Here is a 19,109-nt window from a genome sequence, read left to right as displayed (position 1 = left end):
CTTCCGGAAGCGCGAGCACCCGGAACTGTCGGTGCCCGCCGGTAGAATGGACACCGGGGGCCGGAGGCCTACGCAGGTGCGCGCAGCGCCGTGACGGCCGGGGCGAACATCGTCGCCTTGATCGCGCCCAGCGTGCCGCGGTCCTTGCCCGCCAAGGCGCGCACCCGCTCGGAAGCCACCTTCACCAGTTCGGACTCGGCCGCGATTTCGTCCACCAGACCGGTTTCCAGCGCGTCGGCGCCGCCGAACCGGCGTCCCGTGGTCATCGACGCGATCGCCGCCGCCGGGGTCAGCTTGCCCTGGATCAGCGCCGCCATCCCCGGCGTGAACGGGATGTTGATGTCCGCCTCCGGGAAGCAGAAGTACCCGCGATCCGAGCGCATCACGCGGAAGTCGTGCGCCATCGCCAGCATCGCGCCCGCGCCGAACGCGTGGCCGTTGACCGCCGCGACCGTCGGCACCGGCAGCGTCAGCACCCGCGCGAACAGCTCCTGCACGTCGGTGACGTACTGCTGGGCCTGGTCGCCGTGCGCGGTCAGCCATTCGAGGTCGAGGCCGTTGGAGTAGAACTTCCCGCCGCCGGTGGTCACCAGCGCGCCTTCGACACCGTCCAAAAAGGAATGGACGCGCTGCAGCCAGTCGGGGGAGAAGCGGTTTTCGTCGTCGCCCAGGTCGAGCACGGAAACGGTCACGGTCGGTCCTTTTCTCGGGGTGGCACGGTCAGCACGGCCCGCACGGCGGCGGCGAGCCGCTCCCGCACCAGCGGATCGGTGAGGTCGCGGCGGAAGAACGCGGTCGGCAGGTCGACGACGCAGGTGGTGACGACCTCGACGGCCAGGCCGTCGCCGCGGTCCCACAGCAGCCGCGCGAGCCGGACCAGCAGTGCGACCAGCCGTTTGTCCAGCGCGTGCAGGGTGTCGGCGAGCTCGCCGGGCAGTTCGGGCCCGAAGAGCCGGTCGCCCCGGACCTTCAGCAGCATCCGGGCCGCGTCGGGCCGCCGGTCGGCGAACAGCGCGGGGGTGCCGGCCGCAGCGACCACGGCGTCCACCGGGGTCGCCGCGGCGTCCACCTGGGACTCCTGCAGGTCGAGGAACGCCGTCGCCGCGCGCACCCAGACCCGGGCGAGCAGCTCGCTGAGCGAGCCGAACGCGTGGTAGATCGTGCCGTTCGGCACACCCGCGGCCGTCGCCAGCCCGCGCACGGTCACGTTCTCGTACCCCGACGTCGCGACCAGCCGTTCGGCGACGTCGAGCAGCGCGTCGAGGTCGTGGACACGGGGTCGGGGCATGCCGCGACCGTAACAGAACAGCTGCTCCAAAACCAGCGCGGTAGGCTGCCGCCCGTGGAGATCTGGGTCAACCCGGCGTGCTCGAAGTGCCGGTCCGCGGTGTCGATGCTGGACGAAGCGGGCGCGGAGTACACCGTGCGCCGCTACCTCGACGACCCGCCGACGGCGGCGGAACTGACCGAGGTGCTCGAGCGCCTCGGCCTCGAACCGTGGGACATCGCGCGCACGGCCGAGCCGATCGCGAAGGAACTCGGCCTGAAGACGTGGGGCCGCACGCCCGACGACCGGTCCCGCTGGATCGACGCGCTGGCCGAGCACCCCAAGCTGATCCAGCGGCCGATCATCACGGCCGACGACGGCACCACCGTCGTCGCCCGCGACCCCGAAACGGTCCGCTCGGTCCTTTAAGGAACCGAGTCCGTCTTCGCCAGCAGCGGGACGTCGAGCGGCACCGTCTCCGGGTACTTGATCCCGGCGCCGGTGTTGAGCACGACGACGTCTTCGTCGCCTTCGAGCCACCCGGACTCGCGCAGGTGCCGCAGCGCGGCGAAGCACGCCCCGCCTTCCGGGCAGACGAAGGTGCCTTCGCGCTCGGTGAGTTCCCGTTGCGCCGCAAGGAGTTCCTCGTCGGTGACGGCGACTGCGGTCCCGCCGGTCGCGTAAACGGCGTCGAGCACCAGGAAGTCACCGATGGCCTTGGGCACGGTGATGCCGAAGGCGACCGTGCGCGCGTCCGGGAACGGCTCGCTTTCCCGGGCGCCGCGGGCGAAAGCGCCGACGATCGGCGCGCACCCGGTGGCCTGCACCGCGACCAGCTTCGGCAGGTCGCCGGTGACCCAGCCCAGCTCCCGCATTTCCAGCAGAGCCTTGTAGATCCCGATGATGCCCACCCCGCCGCCGGTGGGGTAGAGGATGACGTCCGGCAGCCGCCAGCCGAACTGCTCGGCGATCTCGTACCCCATCGTCTTCTTGCCTTCGATGCGGTACGGCTCCTTCAGCGTCGAAACGTCCTGCACGCCGGGCCGCCGCGGGACCGCCGCGGCGACGAGCTTGCCCGCGTCGCCGATGAGACCGTCCACCCGGTACAGCTCGGCGCCGGCGGCGACGCACTCGCGCATGGTGATCGCGGGCGCGTCGTCCGGCATCGCGATCAGGCTCGTCAGCCCCGCGCGAGCCGCGTACAACGCCCACGCCGCGCCGGCGTTGCCGTTCGTCGGCATCGCGATCCCGCGCACGCCCAGCTCCACCGCCCGCGAAACGCCGACCGCGGCGCCGCGCGCCTTGAACGTGCCGGTCGGGACCAGGCCCTCGTCCTTCATCCACAGCCGGGACAGCCCCAGCTCGCGGCCGTAGCGCGGGAGCCGCAGCAACGGCGTCATGCCTTCGCCGAGGCTCACGACGTGCTCGGGCGAGCGCACCGGCAGCACCTCGTGGTAGCGCCACAGCGTCGGCTCGCGCCCGCCGATCTCCTTCGGTGTCACGGCTTCGCGGACCCCGTCGAGGTCGTACCGCGCGAGCAGCGGCGCGCCCGACGGCGAAAGCCCCTGGACGGCGTCGGCGTCGAAGCGTTCGCCGGTCCGGGAGCAGTCGAGGTGGCTGAGGAACGAATACGGCACGGCGCCTCCGGTCAGAAACGGCGGGTGAACGGGAGTGGCTTGCGCATCCGGACCAGCAGCAGGAGCGGCACCAGGACGTAGGGCAGGTTGAAGGCGAGGAACTTCGCCGGGTTGCCGGTGCGCGTGGCCGGGTCGCCGAAGAACTCGACGCCGAACACGACGACCCCGGTCAGCGTGACGATCATCGTCGCGTAGGTCACCGAGGGCAGCTGGATCCAGTTCCTGCCGGTCACCAGCGCGAAGACGAGCACGACGTAGAACGGCATGTAGACGAACGCCGAGAGCCCGGTGACGATCCGCATCCAGTCCGGCGGGTGCATGAACAGCGGGTCGGCGTCGTGGGCGTACCAGTAGTTGGAGTTCACGAAGAAGTTGCCCGAAGGCTTCGAGAAGTCGACGCCGACGGTCGGAAGCAGGTCGCTGATCAGCGACGTCACCGTGAAGGCCGAGAACAGCACCGCGAAGAAGACGTCGATCTTCCGTTCCCGCAGCGGCAGGTTCATGCCGCCGATCTTAAGTCCTATTGTGAGGGGATGGACGCGCTGCGGGTGTGCCTGTACGTCTTCGCCGGGGTGACGCTCGGCACCTGGGTGGTGTCGGTGCTGACCAGGGAGTACTCCTGGGTGGACCGGATCTGGTCGATCGTCCCGGTCGCGTACCTGGCGATCTTCGCCGGCGCCGCCGGGTTCGCCGACGCCCGGCTGAACGTGATGTTCGCGCTGGTCACCCTGTGGGGGATCCGGCTGACGTTCAACTTCGCCCGGAAGGGTGGTTACGCCCCGGGCGGCGAGGACTACCGGTGGGCGGTGCTGCGCGAACGGATGGCGCCGTGGCAGTTCCAGGTGTTCAACTTCTTCTTCATCTCGCTGTACCAGAACGCGATCCTGCTGCTGATCACACTGCCCGCGTACACGGCGCTGGAGAACCAGGGCTCGTTCGGGGTGGCGGACGTCGTCGTCGCGGTGGTCTTCCTGGCGTTCCTGGTGGGTGAGACGGTGGCGGACCAGCAGCAGTGGGCGTTCCACCGCGAGAAGCACGCGGGCCGCGCGCCGACGCGGTTCCTCCAGGAAGGGCTGTTCCGCTACTCGCGGCACCCCAACTTCTTCTTCGAGCAGGCGCAGTGGTGGGTGATCGCGGTGTTCGGGATCGTCGCCGGCGGTCTGCAGTGGACGGTGCTCGGCGCCGTGCTGCTCACGCTGTTGTTCGTCGGGTCGACGAAGTTCACCGAGAGCATCACGAAGTCGCGCTACCCGGAGTACGCGGACTACCAGCGGCGGACGTCCGCGGTGGTCCCGTGGCCGTCCCGCGGATGACGGTCGTCGGGGCCCTGCAGCTCGGGACGGGGATTCCCGTCGAGCGGATCCTGGCGTTCGAGGACGAGCTCCGCGGCGCCGACCTGGTGGTCCTGCCGGAGGCCGTCCTCGGCGGCTACCCGGGCCGGGCACCGTTCGTGGACTACTTCGCCGCGTCGGTGGCGGTCCCCGGACGGGAGGTTTCGGCACTGGCCGGCCTCGCGGCCCGGACCGGCACGTCCCTGGTGGCCGGCGTGATCGAGCGCGCCGGTTCGACGCTCTACAGCACGGCGGTGTTCCTCGACCCGGCGCTGGGCCTGGTCGCCAAGCACCGCAAGCTGGTCCCGACGGCCCGCGAGCGCCTGGCCTGGGGCCGCGGCGACGGCTCGACCCTCCCGGCGGTCCCGACGGCGGCGGGCTTGGCGGGCGCGGCGATCTGCTGGGAGAACCACATGCCGTTGTTCCGGGCGGCGATGTACGCGAAGGGCGTGGAGATCTGGTGCGCCCCGACGGCGGACGACCGCGATGTGTGGCAGGCGTCGATGCGGCACATCGCGGACGAGGGCCGGTGTTTCGTTGTTTCGGCTTGTCCGTTTGAGACTTCGGGCGAGGATCCGTTTCGTGGTGGGAGCGTGATCGTGGGACCGTTGGGCGACGTGCTGGCCGGGCCGCTGCGGGACGCGGAGGGCCTGATCACGGCGGAGATCGACCTGGCGGACATTGTTGCGGCGCGGCAGAGTCTTGATGTTTCGGGGCATTACGCGCGGCCGGACGTGTTCTCGCTGACGGTGGACGAGCGCCCCCAGGACGGTGTCACCTTCCTGCGGTGACACCGTCCCGGGCGGGGCTCACACCGCCAGCCGGCCGCCGTCCACCGGGACGATTGCGCCCTGGATGAAGCTCGAGTCGTCCGTTACCAAGAATGCGATCGCCGCCGCGATCTCGGACGGGGACGCCACCCGGCCCGCCGGGCCCGCGGCTGCCAGCTCGTCCAGGCCGTCGCCGAACGCGGCGGTGCCTTCGGTGCGGGTCGGGCCCGGGCTGACCGCGTTGACGCGGACGCCGGATGGGCCGAACTCCGCCGCCCACGCCTTCGTCAGCAGTTCCACCGCGGCCTTCGACGAGCCGTACAGCGCCATGCCCGTCATGCCGCGCGCCGCGACCATGGTGGACACGTTGACGATCGCGCCGCGGCCGCGGGCGGCCATCTCCGGGGCCAGCTCGGCCACGAGGTAGAACGGCGCCTTCACGTTGATCGCGTAGACGCGGTCGTACTCCGCTTCCGCCGTCGAAGCCGTCGGGCCGGTCGGGAAGATGCCCGCGTTGTTCACGAGCACGTCGACGTGACCGCCCACCTCCCGCGCCCGGTCGGCGAGGGCGCGCGCCGACGCCGCGTCGGCCAGGTCGGCCGCCACGAAGTCGGCCTTGCCGCCCGCCTCGCGGATGGCCGACACGACCTCGGCACCGCGCGCCGCGTCCCGGCCGGACAGGACCACGTGGGCGCCGAGCCCGGCCAGCGTGATCGCCGTCGCGCGGCCGATGCCGCTCGTCCCGCCGGTCACCAGCGCCGTCGACCCGGACAGAGACGCGGACAGATCTGCACTCATCGTTCAACTCCTCCGAAGACCCGGGTGTCTCCCGGTCGGAGGGTTCAAGCGCGAGACCCGGACAGGACTTCCGGTCCGGCGTTCGGCATCGCTTATGCCCGCGATCAGTCCGCCCGATAGTCCTCCAGCGCGGCGACGAACTCCGCGACGTCACGCCGGTGCGACGCGGCAGGCCAGACCGCCCACGTCCGCCGGACGATCGGGTTGCCCGCCAGCGGCACCCACCGCACCGTGTCCGGCAGCGGGTACGGCCACTCGGCCGGGGCGAACGCGTACGCCCCGCCCGCGTTGACCGCCGGGATCTTCAGCTCGACGATCAGCCGCTGCTCTTCCGGGACCTCCGGGCCGACGTCGAGGCCGTGGCTGCGCAGGATCGCCGCCAGCTCGTCGTACCACGCCGGGCTGCCCGCGCGGGCGAACGCGAACCACTCCAGCCCGGCCAGGTCCTCCAGCCGGACCGGCGAACCCAGCTTCTCCGCGAGGTCCGCGGCCAGCAGGACGCCGACGTCCTCCGCCACCACGAGCACCGCGTCCAGGTCGGGCCCCGGCGGGCGCTCGCGCACCAGCCCGACGTCCAGTTCACCCGCGCGCAGCGCCGCCACCTGCGCCACCGACGACAGGTGCCGGGCCTGCACCCGCGTCTCCGGGAACGCCGCCGCCAGCCGCGCCAGCGCCGACGGCAGCAGTTCCGGCGGCAGCTCCAGGGGGACGCCGACGCGCAGCACGTCCGTCGTCGTGTGGCGCGCCAGCGCGGCGAGGGCCTGTTCGTGCCGCGCCAGCACCGCCCTGGCCTCGCCCAGCAACGTCGCCCCGGCGTCGGTGGTCCGCACGCCGGTGCTCGTGCGGACCAGGAGCTGGAGACCCAGCCGCCGTTCCAGCGCCGTGATCGTCTGGGACAGCGCGGGCTGGCTGATGTGCAGCTGCCGCGCCGCCTTCGACATCGTCCCGGCTTCGGCCACCGCGACGAACGCGCGCATCTCGCGGATCTCCATCAGCGGCCCCACCGGATCGGCAGCGACTTGAGGCCGTTCTGGAAGTTGGACCGCAGCCGGACCGGCTCGCCGGCGAGCTCCACGAAACCCAGCTGGTCCAAGACCGCACCGAACATCGCCCGCAGCTGCACCCGGGCCAGGTGCGCGCCGAGGCAGAAGTGCGGGCCGTGGCCGAAGGTGAGGTGGTCGTTCGGCGTGCGCCCGACGTCGAAGGTGTCCGGGGAAGGGAACACCGCGGGATCCCGGTTGGCCGAAGAGAACCACACCACCACCTTGTCCCCGGCGCGGATGTCCACATCGGACAGTCGGACGTCAGCAGCGGCCGTGCGCCGGAAGTGCATCACCGGCGTCCACCACCGGAGCATCTCCTCGACCGCCGACGGCAGCAGCGACCGGTCCGCCAGCAGCCGCCGGTATTCCGCGGGGTGCGAGAGCAGCGCGAGCAGCCCGCCCGGCAGCCCGTTGCGCAGGGTTTCGTTGCCCGCCACGGAAAACAGCCAGAACAGGTTCTCGAACTCGGCGAGCGAGACGCGCCCGCCGTCGTCGCCGACGTGCCGCATCAGGTTGCTCATGACGTCGTCACCCGGGTGCGAACGCTTGTACTCGCCCAGCGCGTTCGCGTACGCGTAGAGGTCCGGCATGCCCGCGCGCGTCCGCGGATCCGGCATCGCGCCGTCCGGCCCCGGCGATGGGCGGACGGCGAGCGCGGCCCGCGCGAGGTCGCTCACCTCGGAGACGGAAACCGTCGAGCTGACCGCGTATTCGGCGTCCTGGTAGCCGATCACGCGGTTGCTCCAGTCGTACATCAGCCGCCGGTCCCGCTCCGGCACGCCGAACACCCCGGCCAGGGTGATCAGCGGCAGATCGGCGGCCACTGCGGCGAAGTCGCACTCGCCCCGGTCCGCGACCGAAGCGACGAGATCCCGCGCCCACGTCTCGATCTGCGAAGTCAGCTTCGCGACGGCCCGCGGGGTGAACGCCTTCGTCAGCAGCCCGCGCAGCCTGCCGTGCTCCGGCGGGTCCATGTTCAGCATCATCCGGCGCACGTAGGCGAGGTCGGCCGCGTCGCGGATCTGGGTCCCGCCGAGCTGCGACGAGAACACTCCCGGGTCACGCAGGACCTGCCGCACCTCGGCGTGCCCGAGCACGGCCCAGAAGTCGTCGACGCGCACCACCGGGCCGGCGCGCCGCAGCCGCGCCAGCTCCTCGTACGGGACACCTCGCACGTAGGTGTCCGGATCGGTGATCGTCACGAGCCCGACCCTAGCCGCGCCCACCGACAATTTGGCAGGCTGCCGGAATGGACACCCTGAACATGCGCACCGGCGGCGAGGGCGAACCGGCCGTCCTCCTCCTGCACGGCCTGGGCGCGACCGGCGCCGTGTGGGCCCACTTGGCCCCGTCGCTGCCCCGCCGCGTCCTGGTGCCCGACCTGCCCGGTCACGGCCCGTCCTCGCCGCTGCCGCACTACAGCTTCGAGACGCTCACCGCCGCCGTCGCCCGTGCGCTGCCGGGGAAGGGCCCATACGTCGTCGCCGGCCATTCGCTCGGCGGGGTGCTGGCGCTGGAGCTGGCGTCCGGGAAGTACGACGTCGAGGTCGCGGGCGTGCTGGCGCTCGGCGTGAAGGTCGAGTGGAGCCAGGACGACCTCGGGCGCGCGGCGAGCTTCGCGGCCAAGCCGTCGCGGGTGTTCGAGACGCGGGTGGACGCCGAGCAGGCGTACCTCAAGGTGTCCGGGCTGCTCGGGATCGCGCCCGCGGACCCGGCCGGGCTTCGCGAGACCGAGGGAGGTTGGCGCCTCGCGATGGACCCGGCCGCGTTCGGCGTCGGCGCGCCGGACATGCCGGCGCTGCTCGCCGCGGCGCGGTGCCCGGTCGTGCTGGCGGCGGGCGAGCACGACCCCATGAGCCGCCCGGAGCAGCTGCGCGCGCTGGACCCGGACGCGGTCACCCTCGCCGGCCTCGGGCACAACGCCCACGTCGAGAACCCAGCCGCCGTGCGCGCCCTGCTGGAGCGCTTCGGCGTCTGATGGCCCGGGTGCAGCCGTCGTACCCCATGCGACGGCTGCTCCGCGAACCCCTCGTCACCACCGGACGGGAGCAAGCCTAGGAACTCGTGGTGGACGAGCGCCTGTACTGCGCCGTCACACCGTGGTCACGGTCGGTACCTGCGGAAACGGTTATCTTCGCCGTTCGGTGGTACAGCTCGGGAGGCACGATCGTGATGCTTGAGCGGTACGTTCCGCTCGGGAGAGGACGCCTGTGGAGGAAGGCCGGTCGTTCGCCGGATGGCTTCGTGAGCGCCGCGTGCTGACCGGGCTCACGCAGGCCCAGCTCGCCGAGCGCGCCGGGCTGAGCCTCCGCGCGGTGCGCAACGCCGAGCTCGGCAGCGTCCGGCGGCCGCGCCCGGAGACCGAACGGCGGTTGCGGGAGGCACTCGCGGAGGCCCCGCCCGAGCCGGTGCGGATCGGCGTGCTGGGCCCGCTGACGGTGTCGCGGGGCGCCGAGCCGGTCGAGATCGGCGCGGAAAAGCAGCGCCTCATCCTGGCACTGCTGGCGCTGCAGCCGAACCGGACCGTCCGGCGCGAAGACCTCGTCGACGTCGTCTGGGACGAGCCGCCGCCGTCGTGCCTGGACCTGCTCCACACCTACGTCGCCCGGCTGCGGCGGGCGCTGCGGCCCGCGGACCTGATCGCCACCGACAAGGGCGGCTACCGCCTCTCCGCCGGGGAAAACGAGCTCGACCTGCTGGAGTTCGAAGCCCTCCTGGCGCGGGACGAGCCCGGACCGGCCCTCGAACTCTGGCGCGGCCCGGCGCTCGCCGACGTCGACCGCCTGCGCCAGCACCCCGCCCGGCTCGCGCTCGCGATGCGGCGCGCCAAGGCCGTGATGGCCTACGCCGGGGTCGCGGCCCCCGAGGACGCGGCGGTGCAATTGCGGGTGCTGACCGCCGAGGAGCCGCTGAACGAGTCCGCGCACGCCCGGCTGATGCTGGTGCTCGCCGCGTCCGGGCGCCAGGCCGCCGCGCTGGACGTCTTCGCGGACGTGCGCCGCCGGCTCGCCGACGAGCTGGGCATCGTCCCCGGCGCGGAACTGCGCGCCGCCCACCGCCAGGTGCTGCGGCAGGACTTCGCCGAGCCGGAGCCCCCGGCCCGCGTCCCGGCGCAGCTGCCCGCCGACGTGCCCGGCTTCCGCGGCCGCGTCGCCCAGCTGGCCGAGCTCGACGAGCTGCTGCACCGCGACGACACCGGCGCGCGCATCGCCGTCCTCTCCGGCACCGGCGGGGTCGGCAAGACGGCGCTCGCCGTGCACTGGGCGCAGCGCGCGCCAGCGGAGTTCCCCGACGGGCAGCTCTACCTCGACCTGCACGGCTACGGCACGGTCCGGCCGGTCGAGCCGGGCGACGCGCTGTCCGGGTTCCTGCGCGCACTCGGCGTCCCCGGCGCGGACATCCCCGCCGAACCGGACGAGCGCGCGGCGAAGTTCCGCACCGCGCTCGCCGGCCGCCGGATGCTGCTGGTGCTGGACAACGCCGGTTCCGTCGGCCAGGTCCGCCCGCTGCTGCCCGGTTCGCCGTCGTGCCTGGTGCTGGTGACCAGCCGGGACGCGCTGCCCGGGCTGGTCGCCCGGCACGGCGCCCGCCGCGTGCTGGTCGGCCTGCTCACCGACGCCGAAGCCCGCGACCTGCTGCGGGCGCTGCTCGGCCCGCGCGTCGACGAAGAACCCGAGGCCACCGCGGCGCTGATCGGCTACTCGGCCCGGCTGCCGCTGGCCTTGCGGCTGGTCGCCGAGCTGGCGCTGAGCCGCGAGGGCGAGCGGCTGGCCGCGCTCGCGGCGGAGCTGGCCGACGAACGGCGGCGGCTCGACCTGCTCGACGGCGGCGGCGACCCGCTGACCGCCGTCCGCGCGGTGTTTTCGTGGTCCTACCGGCACCTGCCGTCCGACGCCGCGCGCGTGTTCCGACTCTGCGGCCTGCACCCGGGCCGCGACCTGACGCCGGTCGCGCTCGCCGCGCTCGCCGACGTCGCCCTGCCCGAAGCCGAGCGGCTGACCGGTGTGCTGGTGCGCGCCCACCTCGCGCAGCAGACCGGCGACGACCGCGTCCAGCTGCACGACCTGCTGCGCGTGTACGCCGCCGAGCTCGCGGCCGCCGAGCCGGACGAGAGCCACGCGGCCCGGGAGCGGCTGTTCGACTACTACGTCCGCGCGGCCGCGCAGGCCATGGACGTCGTCCTGCCGCAGGAACGGCACCTGCGGCCGGTCGTGCCGGACCCCGACGTCAAGGTGATCGACGCCCAGGCGTGGCTGGAAGCCGAGCGGCGGAACCTCCTCGCGGTCGCCGCGCACGCGACCCGGCGCGGCTGGGCCGACCACCTGCGCCTGCTGTCCGGGATCCTGTGGCACTACCTCGACGTCGGCGGCTACCACGAGGAAGCGCTGGTGCTGCACACGCACGCGTCGGCGCTGGCCCACGACGCCGGCGACCGCGCCGCCGAAGCCGAGCCGCTGACCCTGATCGCGCTCGGCCACTGGCGCGTCGGCCGGTCGCGGGAAGCGCGGCGGTACCTGGAGGAAGCGCTCGTCCTCGTCCGTGAAACCGGGGATCGGCGCACCGAGATCCACGTCCTCAACACCCTCGGCCTGGTCTGCCGCGCGCTCGGCCGGTTCGCCGAGGCGATCACCTACTCGACGGAAGCGCTTGCGGTGGCGAGGAAGACGGGTGACCGCACCAGCGAGGGCCTGGTCCTGGTCGTGCTCGGCTGCTCCTGCCGCGGCATCGGCCGGTACGCGGAAGCGGCCGCGTACCACCGGGAAGCCCTGGCCCTCGCGCGCGAAACCGCCGACCGCACCAGCGAGGGCTACGCGCTGGTGAACCTCGGCGACGCGTTGTCGGCGCAGGGAAATCACGACGAAGCCGCGGTGGCGCTGGCGGAAGGGCTGGAGCACTTCCGGGCCATGGGCGTGCGCGTCAGCGAGGGGTACGCGCTCGGCATCCTCGGCGACGTCGAGCACGCGCGCGGCCGGTACGCCGAGGCCGCGGCCCACCTCGAGCGGGCGATGGAAATCGCGCGCGAGACGGGCAGCCCGACCAACCGCGCGGTCGCCTTGAAGCACCTCGGCGACGTCCGGCTGGCGCAGGGGCGGCCCGGGGAAGCGGCCCGCCACCTCGAAGAAGCACTGGGCCTGGCCCGGGAATGCGGCGACCGGGGCCTCGAATCCCGCGTGCTCAACAGCCTGGGCGCGGTGGCGGCCGCGCGCGGGGCGACGTCGGAGGCGCTCGCGTACCACCGGGAAGCCTTGGCCGCGGCCAAGGAAACCGGCTGCGGTCCCGAACAGGGCCGCGCGCACTGCGGGCTCGGCGAAGTCCACTGTGGACTCGGCGACGCGGTGGCCGCGCGCGAGCACTGGGAACGCGCGCTGGCCTGCTACGCCGGGGAGTGCGTGCCCGGCGCGATCCGCGTCCGCAACCACCTGGCGGCCTTGGACCGCGTGGTCGGGTAACGCGGTTCGAGCGCGGCGAGGTCGCTTTCCAGCCGCTGGCGGTCGCGGTCGACGAAGTTGGTGCTGCCCGCCAGCCGTCGGGTGATCACGATGTCCTCCCGGTGGCCTTGAAGAACGTGTAGTGGAAGGTCCCGTCCTCGGTCCGGTGCAGGTCCGCGACGCCGCGAGCCCAGTCTTCGGCGGTGGCCAGGCCCCGGGCGACGGCGGTTTCGCCGACGCCTTCGACCATCGCGGTGAAGGTGTCGCGGGTGAACCCGGTGACGAGGGCGGGGCGGGACGGGTCGGCGTAAACCGTCCGCGGTTCGACCACGACGTCGTCGAAGCCGGCGCCGTCGAGCAGCGGGTACAGGCGCCGCCCGATGAGCGCGTCCCCGCCGGCGTCGGCCTGCAGGCGCACGAGGCAGTCGATCGCGGCCTGCGCGGGTTCGCTGCGTGGGTGGAAGAAGGCCGAGCCGTGGTCGCCCTCGATCACGGTGATCGTGCCGCCGGGTCGCAGCAGCGTTTTCAGGTGGGCGAGGGCCTTCTCCGGCGCCGTCAGGTGTTCCAGCACGAAGCAGACGAAGAGGTGGTCGTACTCGCCGTCGAGGTCGAACAGGTCGGCGTGGCGGAAGTCGACGCCGGTCACCCGGGCCGCGGCCTGCTCCAGCGACGCTTCGGAGACGTCGACCGCGGTCAGGTGCGCGTCCGGGCTGCGGGCCGCGAGGTGGACGGTCTGGGCGCCGACGCCGCAGCCGACCTCCAGCACGCGGCTGCCGGCGGGGAAGGCCGTGCCGGCGTGCAGGAGCTCGGCGAGGGTGTCGGCCTGGTCGCCGAGGCGGCGGGCTTCGGGAGCGGTGTACCCGTGCACGTAAGTGGTGTCCATGAGTTCAGCGTGCTGCGACAATGGTCCGGTGGACAGAGCCAAAGCAGGCCCTTCGGAGGGGTCCATAGGGTCGGACTTCCTCCAGCTCGACGTCCGTGAGGCGCCGCCCGGCGGGCTCGCGGACTGGCTCGCCGGCCAGCTGCGCGCCGCGGTCGCCGACGGCAGGCTCCCGGTCGGCGGCCGGCTGCCGGCGTCCCGGGTGCTGGCGGCCGAGCTGCGCGTCTCGCGGGGCGTGGTCACCGAGGCCTACCAGCGGCTCATCGACGACGGGCACGCCGCCGGCCGCGGCCGCGCGGGCACGGTCGTGGTCGCCGCGCCGGTGCTGCCCCCGGACCCCGCGCCGGCCCGGGTGCCGTCGAAGGTGATCACGCCGCTGCCCGGCGTCGAGGTGTTCGACGCGATCCGCGCGATCCCGGCCCGCATCGACCTGACGCCGGGTGTCCCGGACCTGACGGCGTTCCCGCGCGCGGCGTGGCTGCGCGCCGAGCGGGCGGTGCTCGACGAGCTGGAGCCGTCGCACTTCGGCTACGGCGACCCGCGCGGCGCGCCGTCGATGCGGCTGGCGGTGTCGCACTGGCTGGCGCGCAACCGCGGGATCCGCGTCGATCCGGGCGAGATCATCGTGGTGGCGGGGGTGGCGCAGGCGCTGACGCTGCTGGGGGAGGTGCTGCGGCAGCACGGGATCGCCGAGATCGCGGTGGAGGACCCGGGATCGCTGGGCGCGCGCCAGCACCTGCACCACTGCGGGCTGGCGACCCCGCCGATCCCGGTGGACGACGACGGCGTGCGTGTCAATTCCTTGCAGTCCCCGGCGGTGCTGCTGACGCCGGCGCACCAGTTCCCGATGGGCGTGGTCCTGGGCGGCGAGCGCCGCCGCGAGCTGATGCGCTGGGTGGCCGACGGCGGGATCGTCGTCGAGGACGACTACGACGCCGAGCACCGCTACGACCGCGCGCCGGTGCCCGCGGTGCGGTCGATGGTGCCGGAGGTCTGCTACACGGGGAGCGTGTCGAAGCTGCTGGCGCCCGCGCTGCGGGTGGGCTGGCTGCTGGCGCCGCCGCGGTTCCGGGACGACCTGGTGGCGGCGAAGCGGTTCGCGGACCTGGGCAACGCCGTGCTGGCCCAGCTGGTGCTGGCCCGGCTGATGGAGACGGGCGAGCTGGAGCGGCAGCTGCGGGTGGTGCGGGGGCGGCATCGGCGTCGCCGGGACGCGATGATCCGCGCGCTGTCGGCGTCCCTGCCGGCCGCGAGGGTGCACGGCGCGGCGGCCGGGTTGCACCTGACGATCACGTTCGACGGCGAGGTCGACGACGTCGCGGTGGCGGCGGCCGCGCTGGCGGAGGGGGTGAAGGTGCAGCCGCTGTCGTGGCACCGGCAGCGGCCGGGTCGGCCCGGGCTGGTGCTGGGGTACGCGGCGCGGACGGCTTCGGAGATCGAGGAGGGCGTCGCAGTACTGGGGCGGCTGGTCCCTTAGCCCGCTCGGGCCGGAGCGGTACCGCGAGACCGGCGTCGGTGAATGTGGCGACAGGGCTCCGCGACACCCAGCAGCAGCCGGCACCACCCGACCTCACCGGGAACACCGGCCGAAAGCGTCATGAACCGGTCGTTCACCGCACCAGACGTCAGGGGCCCGGCAAAGTCGGGCTTGGTGCGGTCCGCAGCGTTGCGCCGGCGTCTTGAATGAGTCATTCAGGACCGCCGGCGACCTGAATGACTCATTCAAGACACCACAACTCGCGCCACGGTCACCCATTGGCCGGCGAAGGTGCCGACCGGCCGCCCCGGTAAAGGATCCACAAAGGACAGTTAACCGACTGTGATCATGCTCTCCCATGCGTTTCGCCCACTTGGTTGCCATACGCAAGCAACTTGCTTAGCCTAGCTAAGGGACTGGCGAGCAGAAGGGTTGCACAGTGGCGGAACGCCGGACGTATTCGATCGCGGAACTGGGGCCGCGGTACAAGTGGATCGCGCTGTCCAACACGACGCTGGGCATGCTGATCGCCACGATCAACTCCTCGATCGTGCTGATCGCGCTCCCCGACATCTTCAAGGGCATCGGGATCAACCCCCTCGAGCCGGCCAACACCAGCTACCTGCTGTGGATGATCATGGGCTTCCTCGTGGTCACCGCGGTGCTGGTGGTGAGCTTCGGCAGGCTCGGCGACATGTACGGCCGCGCGAGGATGTACAACCTCGGCTTCGCCGTCTTCACCGTTTCTTCCATCATGCTGGCCGTCACGTGGTTCGGCGGCGACGCGGCCGCGTTGTGGCTGATCGGCTGGCGGATCGTGCAGGGCGTCGGCGGCGCCTTCCTGATGGCGAACTCCTCGGCGATCCTCACCGACGCCTTCCCGGCCAACCAGCGCGGGCTCGCGCTCGGCATGAACGGCGTCGCGGCCATCGCCGGCTCGTTCCTCGGCCTGGTCGTCGGCGGGGTGCTCGCGCCGGTCGACTGGAACCTGATCTTCCTGGTCTCGGTGCCGTTCGGCGTGATCGGCACGATCTGGGCGTACCTCAAGCTGCACGACACCGGCGTCCGCAAGCACGCGCGGATGGACTGGTGGGGCAACATCACCTTCGCGGTCGGCCTGATCTCGGTGCTGGTCGGCATCACCTACGGCATCCAGCCCTACGGGACGTCGCAGACCGGGTGGACCAGCCCGATGGTGCTGTCCTGCCTGATCGGTGGCGTCGCCGTGCTGGTCGCGTTCGTGGTCATCGAAACCAAGGTGGACAACCCGCTGTTCCGGCTCTCGCTGTTCCGGATCCGCTCGTTCACCTGGGGCAACATCGCGAACCTGACGGCGTCACTCGGCCGCGGTGGCCTGCAGTTCATCCTGATCATCTGGCTGCAGGGCATCTGGCTCCCGCAGCACGGCTACACGTTCGAGCAGACGCCGTTGTGGGCGGGCATCTACATGCTCCCGATGACGATCGGCTTCCTGGTGGCCGCGCCGACGTCGGGCATCCTCGCCGACCGCATCGGCAGCCGCCTGCTCGCCTCCAGTGGCCTGCTCATCACGGCGATCACGTTCCTGCTGCTGATCATCCTGCCGGTGAACTTCAACTACTGGGCGTTCGCCGCGATCCTGCTGATCAACGGCATCGGCATGGGCATGTTCTCCTCGCCCAACCGCGCCGAGGTGATGAACAGCCTCCCGGCCGACGCGCGCGGCTCCGGCGCGGGCATGATGACGACCTTCCAGAACGCCGCGATGGTCCTGTCGATCGGCTTCTTCTTCAGCCTGATCATCTCGGGCCTCTCGAGCAGCCTCCCGGCCACGATGCACGACGGTCTGGTCGCCCACGGCGTCCCGGACGCGGCGGCGTCCCAGGTGGCGAACCTCCCGGCGGTGGCGGTGCTGTTCGCGGCGTTCCTGGGCTACAACCCGATCCAGCAGCTGCTCGGCGGCCAGCTGGCGACGCTCCCGCCGGACCAGGCGTCCTTCCTGACCGGCCGCAGCTTCTTCCCGAACCTGATTTCGGGGCCGTTCCAGTCAGGCCTGGCGGTGGCGTTCGGCTTCGCGATCGTGGTCTGCCTGATCGGCGCGGTGGCCTCGCTGCTGACGAAGGACGCCCGCCCGAAGGACCGCGAATCGGTGGGCGAAGAACTGGCGGCGGTCGCCGGTGAGTCCGGCGGCGGGCCGAGCGAATTGGTGTCGCCGGCGAGCGAACGCTAGACAGCGCAAGGAAAACGGGCCGGGTGCCACCTTCGCGGTGGCACCCGGCCCGTTTGTTCCCCTACTTCGGTCGTAGTCCGAACGGTGCAACTACCCAAGAGCCGGTAACGCCACCGTAAGAAGATCGGATGGGAAGATCGAACAGCTCGCGGGAGGCGGGCTCGTCGCCGCGCGGCATGGGGAGGTGTCGCGCACGGGGAAGTCTGCCCGGATCCCGGTGCCCCGCGCCCATCGCCGACCGTTGCCCGCCATCGCCGCAGGCATGCTTCGCGCTGTTCGAAAACGCTTTCACGACAAGGGGAAGTCCCATGCGCCAGAGACCCTTTGCCCGCAGATCCGCCGTCCTCGGCTGCGCCCTCACCGTCGCCTTCACCGGTGCGGTGACCGTGACCGGCGCGAACGTGGCCGCCGCGGCCGACACGATCACCTGCCGCGCCAGCGCCGGCGTCTTCTACACCCTCCCGGACACCCACCTCGACCTCGACCGCCACAACGAACCCGAGACCGGCGCCGTCTCCTGGACGGGACGCGCGACGATCGGCAACACGTGGGCGGGCAAGACGCTCGCCGGCCCCGACGGCCGGATGTACCTCATCTCCGACAACGGCAGCGTGCTGCGCCAGCGGCGGCTGGCCACCGGCTGGGAGAACGGCGGCACCGGCCAGATCATCGCGACCGGCTGGAACGGCGTGACCCTGGCTTCGCAGCGCAACCGGATCACCGTCGACGCGACCGGCGACTTCTACTGGTCGCACGACAACATCCTCGCCTGGCTCCGCTACGACGAGACGGCGAAGGTCTGGACCAGCCGGCTGATCGACACCGGCTGGACCACGACCAAGTACGACATGATCGTCGGCGCGGGCGCCGGCGTGTTCTACGCCCGCACCCCGGGCGGCGACCTCTACCGCTTCCAGTACGACCCGGTCAGCCAGCGCTGGCTCGAGTACGCCCGGCTGGTCGGCAGCGGTGGCTGGCAGAACTACAGCCAGATCGCGTCCGCGGGCGGGGACGTGCTCTACGCGCTGGACAAGAACACCGGCCAGATCAAGTGGTACCGCTACCTGGGCGCCGGCAGCTGGCTGGGCTGGAAGGTGGTCGGCACGATCGGCACGGACTACCAGCTGAGCGTCACGACCGACGACTGCAAGCTGGTCGACCCCGGCCTGCCCACACGTCCTTCGGTCCCGGTCGTCGCCGACGCGCCGAGCGCGGTCGTCGAAGGCACCGGCGGGAAGCTCCAGCACTTCTACGTCGACGGGTTCGGCCGGCTCATCCACGGCCGCCAGCGCTCGACGGACATCACCGTCGTCGACTTCGCGGTGGTCCCGGGCTACCAGGAGTACACCGGCACCCCGAGCGCGCTGCGCGGCTCCGACGACAGCTTGCTGGTCACGGCTCTCGGCCAGGACAGCGAGACCCGCAGCAGCACCCAGGCGGCGGCCACCACGACCTGGCCCGCCGCGAGCGGCTTCGGCGGCTGGACGCCCGGCGCCGCGGTCCTCGTCCAGCGTTCAGGCACCGGCACGGCGTTCGCCGTGGACAGCGCGGGCCGCCTCCTGGTCCGCCCGCAGGACGCGAACAGCAAGCAGTTCCTGCCGTGGCGGGTCCTGCCGTCGTCGGGACTGACCGCGGACCTGACCGCGGTGGCCCAGGGCGACGGGATCGACCTCGTCGCCCGGACCACCAGCGGTACCTACACCAAGGCGACCTACCTCGACGGCACGCTCAGCGCCTGGAGCGCGGTGCCCGGCACCGGCTGGACCGGCAAGCTCGCCGCGACGGCGAACCCGGACAAGAACCTCGAAGCCTTCGCCGTCCAGCCGGACGGCGTGGTCGTCAACCAGCGTGAGCAGGCGGCGGGCTTCACCGGCACGTGGCAGCCGCTGGCCGGCGTCACCGCGCAGGGTTCCCCGGCCGCCGCGGTCGACACCGGCGGCGTGGTCCACGTGGCCGTCCGCGCCACGGACGGCTACGTCTACGTGACCCAGCAGAACGCGCCTGGCAGCACGGGCTACCAGGCCTGGCAGAAGCTGGTCGACTCCCGGACCGGGGCGGCCTACCAGTCCGCGACGGACCCCACGTTCACCGGGCTCTCGGCCGGGGGCGTGGTGGTGACTTACCGGGACAGCGACGGCGTCACCTACGCCTTCGGTTCGGGTGTCCCGGTCACGACCGCGTTCGCGCGCAGCGCGAGCCCGGCGACGGTGTTCACCGGCGGCCCGCTGCCGAAGCCGGCTCTCTGACGCAGTTCGCCTGACGGGCGGG

At 72.3% G+C, this 19,109-nt stretch carries 16 protein-coding genes; 8 read left to right on the top strand and 8 right to left on the bottom strand.

The genetic code is table 11. The features are described from left to right. Positions 1-68 precede the first annotated feature (68 nt). Positions 69-692 (bottom strand): enoyl-CoA hydratase/isomerase family protein, encoded by a 624-nt coding sequence (locus H4696_RS23230; RefSeq protein ID WP_086858183.1) that lies wholly within the window; start codon positions 690-692, stop codon positions 69-71. Next, positions 689-1,288 (bottom strand): TetR/AcrR family transcriptional regulator, encoded by a 600-nt coding sequence (locus H4696_RS23225; RefSeq protein ID WP_169734909.1) that lies wholly within the window; start codon positions 1,286-1,288, stop codon positions 689-691. Before H4696_RS23225 ends, H4696_RS23230 begins: the two co-directional genes overlap by 4 nt. 54 nt (positions 1,289-1,342) lie before the next feature. Between H4696_RS23225 and H4696_RS23220 the strand changes: the two genes are divergently transcribed. Further along, on the top strand, positions 1,343-1,696 hold the full coding sequence (locus tag H4696_RS23220) for an arsenate reductase family protein (RefSeq protein WP_086858182.1): 354 nt from the start codon (positions 1,343-1,345) through the stop codon (positions 1,694-1,696). Here H4696_RS23220 and H4696_RS23215 read toward each other — a convergent pair. Both H4696_RS23215 and H4696_RS23210 read right to left on the bottom strand, forming a co-directional pair. Beyond that, the gene (locus H4696_RS23215; RefSeq protein ID WP_086858181.1) at positions 1,693-2,904 is read right to left on the bottom strand and encodes a threonine synthase; all 1,212 of its coding nucleotides are present in this window, start codon (positions 2,902-2,904) and stop codon (positions 1,693-1,695) included. The genes H4696_RS23220 and H4696_RS23215 overlap by 4 nt on opposite strands. 11 nt (positions 2,905-2,915) lie before the next feature. Next, positions 2,916-3,407 (bottom strand): EXPERA domain-containing protein, encoded by a 492-nt coding sequence (locus H4696_RS23210; protein WP_086858180.1) that lies wholly within the window; start codon positions 3,405-3,407, stop codon positions 2,916-2,918. Positions 3,408-3,437: 30 nt separating this feature from the next. On the opposite strand from H4696_RS23210, the gene H4696_RS23205 reads away from it, so the two are divergent. Together H4696_RS23205 and H4696_RS23200 are read left to right on the top strand one after the other, a co-directional pair. Further along, on the top strand, positions 3,438-4,217 hold the full coding sequence (locus tag H4696_RS23205; protein WP_086858179.1) for a DUF1295 domain-containing protein: 780 nt from the start codon (positions 3,438-3,440) through the stop codon (positions 4,215-4,217). After that, the gene (locus H4696_RS23200; RefSeq protein ID WP_086858178.1) at positions 4,199-5,026 is read left to right on the top strand and encodes a carbon-nitrogen hydrolase family protein; all 828 of its coding nucleotides are present in this window, start codon (positions 4,199-4,201) and stop codon (positions 5,024-5,026) included. The genes H4696_RS23205 and H4696_RS23200 overlap by 19 nt, the downstream gene beginning before the upstream one ends. Positions 5,027-5,044: 18 nt before the next feature. Here H4696_RS23200 and H4696_RS23195 read toward each other — a convergent pair whose 3' ends face one another. The 3 genes from H4696_RS23195 to H4696_RS23185 all read right to left on the bottom strand — a co-directional run bounded on the left by H4696_RS23195 (position 5,045) and on the right by H4696_RS23185 (position 8,048). Continuing rightward, positions 5,045-5,803, bottom strand: a complete 759-nt coding sequence (locus H4696_RS23195) for an SDR family NAD(P)-dependent oxidoreductase (protein ID WP_086858177.1) — start codon at positions 5,801-5,803, stop codon at positions 5,045-5,047. A 104-nt stretch (positions 5,804-5,907) separates the two neighbouring features. Beyond that, positions 5,908-6,795, bottom strand: coding sequence for a LysR family transcriptional regulator (locus H4696_RS23190; RefSeq protein WP_225955785.1), 888 nt, complete (start codon positions 6,793-6,795; stop codon positions 5,908-5,910). Next, entirely contained in the window at positions 6,795-8,048 is a 1,254-nt protein-coding gene (locus tag H4696_RS23185) for a cytochrome P450 (protein ID WP_086858175.1), read from the bottom strand. Before H4696_RS23185 ends, H4696_RS23190 begins: the two co-directional genes overlap by 1 nt. Positions 8,049-8,095: 47 nt before the next feature. Here H4696_RS23185 and H4696_RS23180 point away from each other — a divergent pair, with 47 nt between their 5' ends. Together H4696_RS23180 and H4696_RS51290 are read left to right on the top strand one after the other, a co-directional pair. Then, positions 8,096-8,824: an alpha/beta fold hydrolase gene (locus H4696_RS23180; protein ID WP_086858174.1), complete on the top strand. Its 729-nt coding sequence runs from the start codon at positions 8,096-8,098 to the stop codon at positions 8,822-8,824. Between the two features lie 232 nt (positions 8,825-9,056). Then, positions 9,057-12,296, top strand: coding sequence for a tetratricopeptide repeat protein (locus tag H4696_RS51290; protein WP_086858173.1), 3,240 nt, complete (start codon positions 9,057-9,059; stop codon positions 12,294-12,296). Between the two features lie 85 nt (positions 12,297-12,381). On the opposite strand, the gene H4696_RS23170 is transcribed toward H4696_RS51290, so the two are convergent. Then, entirely contained in the window at positions 12,382-13,158 is a 777-nt protein-coding gene (locus H4696_RS23170) for an L-histidine N(alpha)-methyltransferase (RefSeq protein ID WP_086858172.1), read from the bottom strand. Between the two features lie 28 nt (positions 13,159-13,186). Here H4696_RS23170 and pdxR point away from each other — a divergent pair, with 28 nt between their 5' ends. From pdxR to H4696_RS23155, 3 genes are all read left to right on the top strand, one after another. Next, positions 13,187-14,632, top strand: coding sequence for a MocR-like pyridoxine biosynthesis transcription factor PdxR (gene pdxR / locus H4696_RS23165; protein ID WP_086858171.1), 1,446 nt, complete (start codon positions 13,187-13,189; stop codon positions 14,630-14,632). 439 nt (positions 14,633-15,071) lie between these two features. Beyond that, positions 15,072-16,841: an MFS transporter gene (locus H4696_RS23160; protein ID WP_086858170.1), complete on the top strand. Its 1,770-nt coding sequence runs from the start codon at positions 15,072-15,074 to the stop codon at positions 16,839-16,841. Positions 16,842-17,149: 308 nt separating this feature from the next. Beyond that, positions 17,150-19,087, top strand: coding sequence for a tachylectin-related carbohydrate-binding protein (locus H4696_RS23155; RefSeq protein ID WP_158104282.1), 1,938 nt, complete (start codon positions 17,150-17,152; stop codon positions 19,085-19,087). Positions 19,088-19,109: the final 22 nt, after the last annotated feature.

This window comes from Amycolatopsis lexingtonensis (genome assembly GCF_014873755.1).
In the GTDB taxonomy this organism is placed as follows: Bacteria; Actinomycetota; Actinomycetes; order Mycobacteriales; family Pseudonocardiaceae; genus Amycolatopsis; species Amycolatopsis lexingtonensis.
The sequence above is the reverse complement of the archived record's forward strand: the minus strand, read 5'-3'. Positions and strand labels throughout refer to the sequence as shown.

Bases quoted from the DNA above. Each gene is read 5' to 3' on its own strand.
- H4696_RS23190 (WP_225955785.1), bottom strand. From the start codon at position 6,795: ATGGAGATCCGCGAGATGCGCGCGTTCGTCGCGGTGGCCGAAGCCGGG.
- H4696_RS23205 (WP_086858179.1), top strand. From the start codon at position 3,438: ATGGACGCGCTGCGGGTGTGCCTGTACGTCTTCGCCGGGGTGACGCTC.
- H4696_RS23155 (WP_158104282.1), top strand. From the start codon at position 17,150: ATGCGCCAGAGACCCTTTGCCCGCAGATCCGCCGTCCTCGGCTGCGCC.
- H4696_RS23210 (WP_086858180.1), bottom strand. From the start codon at position 3,407: ATGAACCTGCCGCTGCGGGAACGGAAGATCGACGTCTTCTTCGCGGTG.
- H4696_RS23180 (WP_086858174.1), top strand. From the start codon at position 8,096: ATGGACACCCTGAACATGCGCACCGGCGGCGAGGGCGAACCGGCCGTC.
- H4696_RS23195 (WP_086858177.1), bottom strand. From the start codon at position 5,803: ATGAGTGCAGATCTGTCCGCGTCTCTGTCCGGGTCGACGGCGCTGGTG.
- H4696_RS23170 (WP_086858172.1), bottom strand. From the start codon at position 13,158: ATGGACACCACTTACGTGCACGGGTACACCGCTCCCGAAGCCCGCCGC.
- H4696_RS23225 (WP_169734909.1), bottom strand. From the start codon at position 1,288: ATGCCCCGACCCCGTGTCCACGACCTCGACGCGCTGCTCGACGTCGCC.